The sequence below is a fragment of the Actinosynnema sp. NPDC020468 genome (assembly GCF_040642015.1).
Taxonomy (GTDB): domain Bacteria; phylum Actinomycetota; class Actinomycetes; order Mycobacteriales; family Pseudonocardiaceae; genus Actinosynnema.
Map to the genome: position 1 here is coordinate 1 of NZ_JBFAEO010000020.1, position 11,771 is coordinate 11,771.

An 11,771-nucleotide genomic window follows, 5' to 3' on the forward strand; every position below is an offset into this window, starting at 1 on the left:
CCGGGTTGCGCCGGTTGCCCGGCCACCAGGGCGTGACCGTCGGCTGGGGCGAGGCCCGGGGTTACCGGACCGGCGACATGCTGGTGGAGCACGGCGGCGACGAAGTCCGGGACGACCACGACGTCGCCGTCCCGGTCGCGGACGGGGAGCCGCCAGGCGGACCGGGTTGGCGTCCCGGTCCCCGCCGAAGCGGGGCGGCGCCGCGTTTCGCCTCGCGGTCCGCGGCGCCCCGCCCGGCTCGGCCCAGCCGTGACCGGGTCCTCAGACCTCGTACTCGAAGAGGTACACCGACACGGTGGAACCCGGGTGCCGCCAGTCGAAGTGCTTCCGGTTGCCCTCCGGGCACGCCGGCTCGCTGAACTCCGAGTCACCACCGGGGAACACGGCCTTCACCTTCGCGCACCGCCCGTTGGCGGAGGTGTCCTCCACGTACCCGGACACCCTGATCTGCCCGCCGGCACAGCTCAACTCCCAGTGCGCCCGAGCCCCGCGGATCGACGGGTTCGCGACCTCACCACACCCACCCCGGGCCTCCGGCCCGGCCTGCGCCACCCCGACACCCGCGACCACCAACGGCACCGCGAGCAACGACACGACGGCCCCACGGAATGCGCTCATCACAAGCTCCCCCTTGCGATCGGCCGCCCCGACCCCTCCCGGCCGGGGACGCAACCACCCCCAGGGGACTGCGTCACCCCGCCCACGGCCAACCCGATTCACCCCGTGGAGCCGCCCGTCCACCCGACCGTGCCGCTAACGCCACCCGTGCCGGAAAAGCCGCGCCCCCCTCACGCGGCCCCCTCCCACTGGGTGTCGTCGGTCGTGGCCGGGGGTCTGTGCCCCACCGTCGTGGACGCCATCGGAGTCCTCCTTCGCTCGGTCTCGTCCCAGCGTGGAAGACCCCTGTTGAGGGAGTGTTGAGCGGCTGATCAGGAGGGTGGCGGGAGGTAGTAGAAGCGGTGGCGGGTGAGGAGGAGGGCTTCGGGGGAGAGGGTGAAGAGGTCGGCGAAGTCGTAGGCTTTGGCGGGGGCCGTGTAGCGGCCCACGGCGACCACGCAGTCGCCTTCCGCCACGACTTTGAACAATTGGTGGGTGCCGTCCTCGCGGGCCGCGCGGCGGGTCGCCTCGACCCTTCCGCACGCCGGCGGGGTTTCCGGTTCGGCGAGTTGGATCGCCTCGTCCAGCAGGGAGGCGTAGGCGTCCAGGTCGCCCGCGTCCAGGTACAGGTACGACAACCGGACGTGGTCGACGCCCGCGGCGGCGGTGGCGGCGCTCGGGGGGATGCGCGGGTCGCCGGGCGTCATGGGTTCTCCTCTCGCGTGCCTTCGCCCAGCGTGCCGCACGCCGACATCCCCGCCGCTATCACCGCGGTTTCCCCGCGCAGGGGTAGGTGAAGTCGTAACAGGGCCTCCGGATGGCCCGATTTCGCGGGCATCCGCCGGATGTACACAGCACCTGTGAGCTGCATACATTTGACCGGCGGGATCGCAGGGCAAAAGGGGGACGGCCGCATGGAGTCGGTGCTGCGGAAAACCGAACTGCGCATTCTCGGGCCGATCGAGGTCGAGGGGCCGAGGGGTCCCGTGCGCATCACGCCGGGACGGCAGCAGGCGGTTCTCGCGCTGCTCCTCATGGAAGCCGACCAGGTGGTCAGCACCGACCACATCGTGGACGCGCTGTGGGACGAGCTGCCGCCGGACACCGCGCGCACCCAGGTGCAGATCTGCCTGTCCCGGCTGCGCAAGTCGCTCGTCGACGCCGGCGTCGACCTGCCGATCACCACCCGCCCTCCCGGCTACCAGCTCCGGCTGGGCGCGAACACCCTGGACATGCACGTGTTCGCGGCCAAGGTGGCGCAGTCCCGCACGGCGGTGCGCGCCGGTGACCGGGCGGCCGCCGCGGCCCTGCTGCGGGAGGCGGTCGCGCTGTGGCGCGGGCCTTGCCTGAGCGGGCTGCCGAACCGGGCGTTGCGCACCAAGGCCTTGCGGCTGGACGAGGAGCGGCTCGCGGCCACCGAGGACTACCTGGAGCTGGAACTCGAACTCGGCCGGCACCACGACCTCGTCGGCGAGGTCACCAGGCTGGTGCACGAACACCCGATGCGGGAACGGTTGCGCGCCGTGCTGATGGTCGCGCTGCACCGCGCCGGGCGGCAGGGCGAGGCGCTGGAGGTCTACCGGGTCGGCCGGCACCTGCTGGTCGAGGAACTGGGTCTGGAACCCGGGGAACGGTTGCGGCTGCTGGAAAGCGCGATCCTGGCGGGCCACGGGCTCGAGCCCGCGGAGAGACCGGCCAGGGCGGTGGAGGCGCCGCGGACCGAGCGGCCGCGCCAACTGCCCGCCGACACCGCGGACTTCGTCGGCCACGACGACGAGATCCGCGCGGCCGAGTCGGTGCTCGTCGGGGGCGAGCGCCGGGCCGTGGGCGTGGTCGTGGTGACCGGTCGGCCCGGCAGCGGCAAGACGACGTTCGCCGCGCACGTCGGGCACCGGGTCGCCGAGCACTTCCCCGACGGCCAGCTGTACTGCGACCTGCGCGGCACCCGCGCCGAGCACAGCGCCGCGGTCGACGTGCTCGGCCGGTTCCTGCCCGCACTCGGCATCCCGGGCCCGCTGATCCCGGCCGGACTGGACGAGCGGGTCGAGATGTACCGGACGCTGATGGCCGAGCGGCGGGTGCTGGTGGTGCTGGACGACGCGGGCGCGGAGAGCCAGGTGACCCCGCTGCTCCCGGGCGGCGCCACCTGCGCCGTGCTGGTGACGAGCCGCTCGCGGCTGACCGGCGTGCCGGGCGCGCGCCAGGTCGAGGTGGACGTGCTGGACCACGCGCGGTCGCTGGAACTGCTGGGTCGGGTGATCGGCGCGGACCGGGTGGACCGCGAGCCCGAGGCCGCCGCCGCGCTCGTGCGCACCGTCGGCGGGTTGCCGCTGGCGCTGCGGATCATCGCGGCCAGGCTCGCCGCGCGGCCGCACTGGTCGCTCGCGTCCATGGTGGACCGGCTGGCCAACGAGCGGCACCGGCTGGACGAGCTGGCGCACGGCGAGATGACCATCAGGGCGAGCCTCTCCTTGACCCACAACGGGTTGGACCGCCGCTCGCGCGGTCTGTTCGGCCTGCTGAGCCTCGCCGAGGGCCCCGAACTGCCCGGCTGGATCGCGGGCGCGGTGCTCGACGACCACGCGCCCTACCCGTCCGACCTGGTGGAACCCCTGGTGGACGTGCAGATGCTGGACGTGGCCACGGTCGAGCGCACCGGCGAGTTCCGCTACCGCTACCAGGACATCGTGCGGTTGTTCGCCCGGGAGAAGCTGCTGGCCGAAGTGGAACCGGAAGCCCGGTTGCGCGCCGTGGAACGGGTCACCGGCGGGTGGCTCGCGCTGGCCGAACTGGCCCACCGCCGGATCTACGGCGGCGACTACACCGTGCTGCACGGCGCCGGGAAGCGGTGGCGGCCGCCGGTGTCCTACCTGGAGCAGGTGGCGGCCGAGCCGATGGAGTGGCTCGACGGCGAGCAGGCCAACCTCGGCGCGGCCGTGGCGCAGGCCGCCGAGGCCGGGTTGGACGAGCTGTGCTGGGACCTCGCCGTCACGTCCGTGACGCTGTACGAGGCCCGGGGTTACCTGGACGACTGGGAGCGCACCCACCAGCAGGCGCTGGCGGCCGTCCGCGCCGCGGGCAACACCAGGGGCATCGCGGCGGTGCTCGGCTCGCTCGGCACGCTGCACGTCAACCGCGGCCACCAGGCCCGCTCGGAGGCCGCGCTCAAGGCCGCGCTGGAGTTGTTCGGGCAGTTGGACGACCCGCGCGGGCTCGCGCTGTGCCGACGGGACCTCGGCCTGCTGGCCCGCCGCGCGGGCGACGACGACCAGGCGCTGGTGCTCTACGCCGACGCGTTGCGCGACTTCGACCGCGCCGAGGACGTGGTGGGGCGGGCGATCGTGCTGACCCAGCGCGCCGACGTGCTGTCCCGGCACGGGCACCACGACCAGGTGCGGGCGCAGTTGGCCGAGGCGATGGAGATCTGCCGGTCCGTCGGGTACGTCGGCGGCGTCACGCACACGTTGCGGCGCATGGGTCAGGTGCAGGTGCGCGCCGGCGAGCACCGGCAGGCCGCGCGGACCCTGCGCCGGGTGCTGGACATGGTGCGGGAGAGCCGCGACGTGATCGGCGAGGGGCACCTGTTGCGCGACCTCGGTGACGTCGCCGTCGCGCTGGGGCGGGACACCGAGGCGCGGGACTACTTCGAGCAGGCGCTGGTGGTCCGGGAGCGGATCCTGGACCACTGCGGCGCCGCGGGCATCCGGCTCGACCTGGCCCGGGTGCTGACCCGGCTCGGCGAACGCTCCTCCGCGTTCGCGCCGACGGCCGTGGCCGCCGAGGGCTAGTCCCAGGGGTTGCTGCCGGCCGGGGTGGTCAGCGTCGGCGCGAGGTCCCACGGGTTGCTGCCCGGCGCGGGCGTGGTGTCGCCGCCCGACGCGGGTGTGCCGTCCCACGGGTTGGTGCCGAGCGCTCTGCCGTCCCACGGGTTCGTGGCGGCCGTCGCGGTGCCCGACGTGACTCCCAGGGTTGCCGCGCCGAAGCCGAGGACGAGCGCGCCGACGGCGGTGGCGGTGGCGATCCGGGTGAGCGACATGGTGTTCTCCTGATGGTGCGGCGGTGGCGGTTTCCGGCTGCCCCAAAAGTTAGGTCCCGGTGGAATCCCGGGCTTATCACGAAGGTGATCGTGCCGCTATCCTGCGGGTACCGAGCGTTTAGCGAGAAGTTATCGCCGCAGGTCAAGCCTCGGATTAGGGGTGGCCGGGAAATGCCTCGCGAAACCAGGATAGCCCCCTCGATCGTGCCGTGATGTCGGCGCGATAGCGCGTTACCCGAGATTGGCCATCGTCGCCGGCACCGGCGGGCGACGAAAACCACTCGGAGGGCCCGATGAGTCCGGCGCATCCCCAGGCACGTCCCGACCGGCCGCCCGACGAGGTGGTGGCGCCGTCGCTGTGGCGGGACCGCCGCGCGCTCGGCTGGGTGTTCGCCACCGGTGTCTCGCTGGTCGGCGACGAGATCTGGTTCGTGGCGCTGGCGTTCACCGCCGTGCAGCTGGGCGACCCGAAGCTGGCCGGACTGGTGCTGGCCTGCGCCACCGTGCCCCGCGCGCTGCTGACGATCCTCGGCGGCGCGCTCACCGACCGGGTCGACGCGCGCCGGATGATGCTCATCGCCGACGTGGCGCGGATCGCGGTCCTGGCCGGCGCGCTGGTCGTGCTCGCCGCCGCCGGCGTCTCGGCCGGGCTGCTGATCGCGGTCGGACTCCTGTTCGGCGTGGCCGAGGCGTTCTACGTGCCGGCGTCCAGCGCGTTCCCCCGTCAGCTGGTCGCCCGCGGCGAGCTGGTCCGGATGTCCGCGCTGCGCCAGCTGATGGACCGGATCGCGAGCGTGCTGGGCGCGCCGCTGGGCGGGATCCTGCTGCTGGTCTGGGGACTGTCCGGCGCGATGGCGGCCAACCTGCTGTCGTTCGTGCTGGTGCTGGGCGTGCTGCTGGTGGTCAAACCCCGGCGCACGCTCGCGAGGGCCTCCGGCGGCTCGGTGCGCGCCGACATGGGTGACGGGTTCCGCTACCTGCGCGCCACGCCGAGGGTGCGCGACCTGGTGATCACGTTGTCCGGCCTGAACGTCTTCGTGTCGCCGGTGGTGGCGATCGGGCTCGCGCTGCACGTGTCCCAGCGCGGGTGGGGCGCGGTGGGCCTCGGCTGGCTCACCGGCGCGATCGGCGTCGGCGCGGCCGTGGGCACGCTCGGCGCGCTGCGCCGGCGACCGGAGCGACCGCTGCGCGCCGCCATCCTGCTGCTGTTCGTCCAGGCCGCGGCGCTGGGCGTGGTCGGCACCGCGGGGTACGGGGTGTCGCTGGCCGGGATGTTCGTGCTGGGCGTGGTGGCGGGCCTGGCCTCGCCGATGCTCTCGGGCGCCTTCCAGGCCACCGTCGACGAGGAGTACGTGGGCCGCGTCAGCTCCGTGCTCAGCCTCACCGACGACGCCCTGGCGCCGGTCGCGATCGCCGGTTTCGGCCTGCTGGCGGGCACCGTCGGCCTGGGTACCACCGCGATCGGCTTCGGCGCGGCCTTCGCCGCCCTCCTCCTCTTCGCCCTCTCCCGCCCGCACGTGCGCAACCTCCGCCTGGACGACGACCCCGCGCCGGACGCCTCGTCCGACACCGCGGTACCGGACCCGCGGGACGACGTCGGCCCGGGTGCCGCCGCGGTGTCGACCCCGCACGACGGCACCGCGCTCGACCCCGTCGCGGCCGGTGCGCACGGCGACCCCGCCCCGAGGGCGACCACCGGGCCGAGCCCGGACGAGCCCGCCACCCCGGGCGCCCGGCGCGTCCTGGAGCCGGTCGTCGCCGACGGCGAACGGCCCGGGGCGCGCACCCACCGCACCGAACCGCGTGACGACTCCGCGCGCGACGACCTCCAAGAAAGGACCCGATCATGACCACGCAGCTGTCCTCACCCGCGGTGAGCCCCGGCCACGGCGACGCGTTCACCGACCACGTGGTGAGCCTGACCTGGACCGAGGGCGAGGGGTGGCACGACCGGCGCGTCGGGCCCCTCGAGCCGCTCTCGCTGCACCCGGCCACCATCGGGCTGCACTACGCGCAGGTGATCTTCGAGGGCCTCAAGGCGCACCGCGGCGTCGACGGCTCGGTGTCGGTGTTCCGGCCCGACCGCAACGCCCTGCGGTTCCAGCGCTCGGCGCGCCGGCTCGCGATGCCCGAACTGCCGGTGGACGCGTTCCTCGGCGCGATCGACGACCTGGTGTCGCTCGACCACACGGCGCTGCCCGCCGACCCGTCGATCAGCCTCTACCTGCGCCCCCTGATGTTCGCGACCGAGCCGAACCTGATGCTGCGCCCGTCGGCGGAGTACCGGTTCCTGCTGATGGCGTTCGTCGCGGGCGGCTTCTTCGGCGACCAGGCGCTCGCGCCGGTGTCCGTCCTGGTCAGCCGTGAGCACAGCCGCGCCGTCGAGGGCGGCACGGGCGACGTCAAGTGCGCCGCCAACTACGGGCCGTCGTTCGTCGCGCAGAACCTGGCCCGCGAGGCCGGGTGCCAGCAGGTCGTGTGGCTCGACGCCGCCGAGCACCGGTGGGTCGAGGAGATGGGCGGCATGAACCTGTTCTTCGTGCGGCAGACCTCCACCGGCACCGAGGTCGTCACACCCGAGCTGACCGGCACGCTGCTGCCCGGTGTCACCCGCGAGTCGCTGCTGGTGCTCGCCGACCGCCTCGGCTACCGGGCGGGCGAGGAGCGGATCTCGGTGGACCGCTGGCGCGCGGAGTGCGCGGAGGGGCTCATCACCGAGGTGTTCGCGTGCGGCACGGCGGCCGTGGTCACGCCCGTCGGCTCGGTGCGCGACCGCGACGGCGACTGGGTGATCGGCGACGGCACGGCCGGTCCCGTCACCCGCCGGCTGCGCCAGGAACTGGTCGACACCCAGCGCGGCGCGGCGCCGGACCCGGGCGGGTGGCGGCGCGTGATCGTGCCGCCGGCCGCGAGCTGACCCGACGAGACCCGAGGTGGACAAGCACATGGAGCACACGACCACGGTCGACCGCAGGCCACCAGCCACGGCCGACCACCTGGCCTCGGACACCACCAGGGCCGCCATGCGGGTCCAGCAGTCGCTGCTGGGCGCGACGCGCGCGTACCTCGGCGGGCAGGGCTTCACCGAGCTGCTGCCGCCGATCATCGGTCCGGTCACCGATCCCGGCTCGCGCGGCTCGAAGCAGCTCGACGTCGACTACTACGGCCACCGCTACAAGGTGATGACCAGCGGCATCCTCTACAAGCAGGCGTCGCTGCTGGCGTTCGACAAGCTGTTCTTCATCGCGCCCAACGTGCGCGCCGAACCGCCGGAGACCTGCAACACCCGGCGGCACCTCGCGGAGTTCCACCAGATCGACGTGGAGGTGGCGGGCGCGACCCGCACCGAGGTGATGGCCATCGCCGAGGGTCTGCTGACCCACGTGGTGCGGCACGTGCTGGCCGACGTGCCCGACCAGCTGGAGGTGCTGGGCCGCGACCCGCTGGCGTTCGCCGACCTGCTCGACGGGCCGTTCGACGTGCTGGCGCACCGGGAGGCCGTCGAGGCGCTGCGCCGGCTCGGCCAGGAGCAGAGCCCGGACGCCGAGATCGCCTGGGACAACGAGGAGTTGTTGTCCCACGAGGCTTCCCGGCCGTTCTTCGTCACCGACTACCCCAAGGGCTCGCGCGGGTTCTACGACCGGGAGAGCACCACCGAGCCGGGTCGGCTGCGCAACTTCGACCTGATCGCGCCCGGCGGGTTCGGCGAGCTCGTCAGCGGCAGCGAGCGCGAGGCCGACTACGCCACCATCGTGACCCGGATGCGGGAAACCGGTGAGAACCCGGCCAAGTACCGCTGGTACCTCGACGCGATCAAGGCCGGGGTGCCGCGCAGCGCCGGGTTCGGCATGGGCCTGGAGCGGCTCAACCGGTTCCTCACCGGGCTGGACGCGGTGTGGCAGGTCAACGCCTTCCCGAAGATCCCCGGCGAGGTGTCGCCGTGAGAGCGGGCGGTTTCCCCGAGGAGCAGGTCCGCGCGCGGGCCCGCAACGGCGCCGCGGAGGCGTTCCCGCCGGTCGAGTCCTACGGTCACGAGGTCTACGGCCAGAGCACCGCGCCCGGCGACGGGCTCGACGCGGCCAGGCTGGTGCCGCCGGTGTTCGTGCCGCGCCGGCTGGAGAAGCTGATCGACCTGGGCCGCGAGCCGCTCCAGTCCGATGTGGACCTCGCGACGACCGTCGGCGGCTTCCGCTCCGCGCTGCCGGTGTTCCTGTCCGCGTTCGGCTCCACCCGGATCGGCAGCTCCGAGGTGTCGGTGGCGGCGAGCAGGCAGGCGGGCGCGCTGGGCGTGCCGATGGTGATCGGCGAGAACGTCGTGCCGGTCACCGGCTACTCGCGGGACCGGGCGACGACCACCGGTCTGCTGGCCAGGGTCCGCGCGTACCTGGACGAGGCCGCGCCGGACACCGGTGGCGTCGTGGTGCAGCAGAGCACCGAGGACGCGGACGCCGAGGTGTGGAACCTGGTCTACAGCGACCCGTCCGCGCAGCCGCTGCTGGAGTCCGGCCGGCTCGGGTTCGAGCTGAAGGTGGGCCAGGGCGCGAAACCGGGGTTGGGCGGCATGACCGTGCTCGACCGCGCGGCCGCCGCCCGGGTCGACGCGCAGTACGCGATCGACGCGCTGTGGGACGGGCCGGGCGTGCTGCGCTCGGGCAGTCCCGGCACGTTCACCGACGAGATCCTCCGCCACCAGATCCGTTTGATGCGCAACAACTTCCCGCGCGCCCGGGTGTGGGTGAAGCTGCACCCCGGCCGGGACGTGGCGCGGGCCGCCGCGGTCGCCTGGGAAGCCGGCGCGGACGCCGTCACCGTCGACGGCGCCGAGGGCGGCACGGGCTGGGCGCCCACCGCGTTCCTCGACCACGTCGGCCTCCCGCTCGCCGAGTGCCTGCGCCGGATCGGCCCGCCGACCGGGTGCCTGCTCGCGACCGGCCGGATGTGGGAGGGCGTGCGCGCGGTCAAGTCGCTCGCGCTCGGCGCCACCGCGGTCGGACTGGGCCGGGCCGCGCTGATCGCGGTCGACACCGACCCGGAGCACGGGTTGCGCCGGCTGGTCGAGTGCCTGGCCTTCGAGGCCCGGCTGCTGATCAGCGCGCTCGGCAAGTACGCGCCGGGCGACCTGTCCGCCGAGGACGTGTGGCAGCCGGGTCACCCGGAGCCCGCCGATCTCGCGCTGTCCCCGCTCACCTGAGAACCCGTTTCGATACCCGCCGTCGAGAAGGGCAGTCATGAACATCGTTTTGTCCAGCACCGCCTCCGACTCCCACACCTGGAACCTCGTCTACCTGCACCTGCTGCTGGAGGAGGCGGGGCACCGGGTGGTCAACCTCGGCGCGTGCGTGCCGCCGGACCTGCTGGCGCGGTCCTGCGTCGACGCGCCGCCCGACCTGGTCGTGCTCAGCACGGTCAACGGCCACGGGCACCACGACGGGCCCAGGTCGCTCGCCGCGGTGCGCGCCGAGCGGGTGCTCGACCACGTGCCGGTCGTGATCGGCGGCAAGCTCGGCACCACCGGCCACGAGCCGGAGCGCGCGGACGCGTTGCGCGCCGCCGGGTTCACCGACGTGTTCGACGACGCCGGCGCCGTGTCCCGGTTCACCGCCTTCCTGTCCTCGCTCGGCTCGTTGCGGCTGGCGGGAAGCGCGTCGTGAACACCTTCGCGGCGGCGGTCGGGCGCTCGCTCCTGGTGGTGCAGCCCCGGATGGGGATGGACTCGCCCGAGGTGATGCGCGCCGGGCTGCTGGCCGTGAAGAACGCCGACGCGCCGACCGTCGGCACGATCACCGTCGACAGCTACACCAGGGTCGGCGACCACGAGGCGGCCCGCGCCGCGCTGCGGTCGGGTGTCGGGCTCAACGGCTACCCGATCGTCACCCACGACGCGGCCACCACCAGGGCGGTGCTCGACGGTGTCGCCGACGCCGACTTCCCGGTGCAGGTGCGGCACGGCTCGGCCGACCCGCGCGCGGTGTTCCGGGCGCTGACCGCGGCCGGGTTGGACGCCACCGAGGGCGGACCCGTCTCGTACTGCCTGCCCTACAGCCGCCGTCCGCTGCGCGACTCCGTGGCGCACTGGTCGGAGGCCTGCGAGGAGTTCGACGGGCACCTGGAGACCTTCGGCGGCTGCATGATGGGCCAGCTGTGCCCGCCGGGCCTGCTGGTGGCGCTGTCGCTGCTGGAGGCGGTGTTCTTCCGGCACCACGGCGTGCGCAGCGTGTCGCTGAGCTACACCCAGCAGACCAACGCCGACCAGGACGCGGAGGCGATCACGGCGCTGCGCGCGCTGGCCGCCCGGTTCCTGCCGGACGTGGACTGGCACGTCGTGCTGTACGCCTACATGGGCGTGTTCCCGGGCACGCCGACCGGTGCCCGGCTGCTGATGGCCGACGCGGCCCGGCTCGCGGTGCGGGCCGGCGCGCGCCGGATCATCGTGAAGACCGTCGCCGAGGCGCACCGGATCCCAACCGTGGCCGAGAACGTGGCCGCGCTGGAGGACGCCGCGCGCGCCGGTGTGCCGTGGACCGGCCCTCCGGTGGTCGACACCGGCGTGCTGGCCGAGGCCACCCGGCTGGTCGAGGCGGTGCTCGAGCTGTCCGACGACCCCGGCGCCGCGCTGCTCGACGCGTTCCGGCGCGGTCTGCTCGACGTGCCGTTCTGCCTGCACCCGGACAACGCGGGCGCGGCGCGCAGCCACGTCGACGCGCACGGGTGGCTGCGCTGGTCGACGGTCGGCGCGATGCCCGTGGAGGCGCCGCGCCGCACGACCGAGCCGCTGGGCTCCACCGGCCTGCTCACCGCCCTGAACCGGGTGGCGCAGTCCTACGACAGCGCCGTGGCCACCCTCGGCTGACCCGGCGGCCGCCCCCTCCGGCGGCCGCCGACCCACCCCGTTTTCCCGCCCACCGTAAGGAGAAGAACCATGTCCACCAACCCGTTCGAGGACGAGGACGGCGTGTACCTGGTGCTGGTGAACGACGAGAACCAGCACTCGCTGTGGCCCTCGTCGATCGCGGTGCCCGCCGGCTGGACGACCACCCACGGTCCCACGACCCGCGCCGAGTGCCTGGAGCACATCGAGCGGACCTGGACCGACCTGCGGCCGGCGAGCCTCGTCGCCGCCATCGCCAATTCCTGACGC

At 73.8% G+C, this 11,771-nt stretch carries 11 protein-coding genes; 8 read left to right on the forward strand and 3 right to left on the reverse strand.

What is annotated here, in order from left to right:
• Nucleotides 1-261 precede the first annotated feature (261 nt).
• Together AB0G50_RS16370 and AB0G50_RS16375 are read right to left on the reverse strand one after the other, a co-directional pair.
• Nucleotides 262-618 (reverse strand): hypothetical protein, encoded by a 357-nt coding sequence (locus AB0G50_RS16370; RefSeq protein ID WP_360108373.1) that lies wholly within the window; start codon nucleotides 616-618, stop codon nucleotides 262-264.
• A gap of 311 nt (nucleotides 619-929) precedes the next feature.
• Complete coding sequence (locus tag AB0G50_RS16375; RefSeq protein WP_360108376.1) at nucleotides 930-1,304, reverse strand: hypothetical protein; 375 nt, start codon at nucleotides 1,302-1,304, stop codon at nucleotides 930-932.
• A 207-nt stretch (nucleotides 1,305-1,511) separates the two neighbouring features.
• Between AB0G50_RS16375 and AB0G50_RS16380 the strand changes: the two genes are divergently transcribed.
• Entirely contained in the window at nucleotides 1,512-4,385 is a 2,874-nt protein-coding gene (locus AB0G50_RS16380; RefSeq protein WP_360108379.1) for a BTAD domain-containing putative transcriptional regulator, read from the forward strand.
• Here AB0G50_RS16380 and AB0G50_RS16385 read toward each other — a convergent pair.
• Nucleotides 4,382-4,633 (reverse strand): hypothetical protein, encoded by a 252-nt coding sequence (locus AB0G50_RS16385; RefSeq protein WP_360108382.1) that lies wholly within the window; start codon nucleotides 4,631-4,633, stop codon nucleotides 4,382-4,384. The genes AB0G50_RS16380 and AB0G50_RS16385 overlap by 4 nt on opposite strands.
• A 293-nt stretch (nucleotides 4,634-4,926) precedes the next feature.
• Here AB0G50_RS16385 and AB0G50_RS16390 point away from each other — a divergent pair, with 293 nt between their 5' ends.
• From AB0G50_RS16390 to AB0G50_RS16420, 7 genes are all read left to right on the forward strand, one after another.
• The gene (locus AB0G50_RS16390; RefSeq protein ID WP_360108385.1) at nucleotides 4,927-6,483 is read left to right on the forward strand and encodes an MFS transporter; all 1,557 of its coding nucleotides are present in this window, start codon (nucleotides 4,927-4,929) and stop codon (nucleotides 6,481-6,483) included.
• Entirely contained in the window at nucleotides 6,480-7,550 is a 1,071-nt protein-coding gene (locus tag AB0G50_RS16395; protein WP_360108388.1) for a branched-chain amino acid aminotransferase, read from the forward strand. The genes AB0G50_RS16390 and AB0G50_RS16395 overlap by 4 nt, the downstream gene beginning before the upstream one ends.
• A gap of 16 nt (nucleotides 7,551-7,566) precedes the next feature.
• Nucleotides 7,567-8,577, forward strand: coding sequence for an asparagine synthetase A (locus AB0G50_RS16400; protein ID WP_360108391.1), 1,011 nt, complete (start codon nucleotides 7,567-7,569; stop codon nucleotides 8,575-8,577).
• The gene (locus AB0G50_RS16405) at nucleotides 8,574-9,824 is read left to right on the forward strand and encodes a glutamate synthase-related protein (protein ID WP_360108394.1); all 1,251 of its coding nucleotides are present in this window, start codon (nucleotides 8,574-8,576) and stop codon (nucleotides 9,822-9,824) included. The genes AB0G50_RS16400 and AB0G50_RS16405 overlap by 4 nt, the downstream gene beginning before the upstream one ends.
• Nucleotides 9,825-9,861: 37 nt before the next feature.
• Complete coding sequence (locus AB0G50_RS16410; protein WP_360108397.1) at nucleotides 9,862-10,284, forward strand: cobalamin-dependent protein; 423 nt, start codon at nucleotides 9,862-9,864, stop codon at nucleotides 10,282-10,284.
• Between the two features lie 50 nt (nucleotides 10,285-10,334).
• Nucleotides 10,335-11,483 (forward strand): methylaspartate mutase, encoded by a 1,149-nt coding sequence (locus AB0G50_RS16415; RefSeq protein WP_360108561.1) that lies wholly within the window; start codon nucleotides 10,335-10,337, stop codon nucleotides 11,481-11,483.
• Nucleotides 11,484-11,552: 69 nt separating this feature from the next.
• Nucleotides 11,553-11,768 carry an MbtH family protein gene (locus AB0G50_RS16420; protein ID WP_360108400.1) on the forward strand — a complete coding sequence of 72 codons (216 nt, stop codon included), beginning with the start codon at nucleotides 11,553-11,555 and terminating at the stop codon, nucleotides 11,766-11,768.
• Nucleotides 11,769-11,771 lie beyond the last annotated feature (3 nt).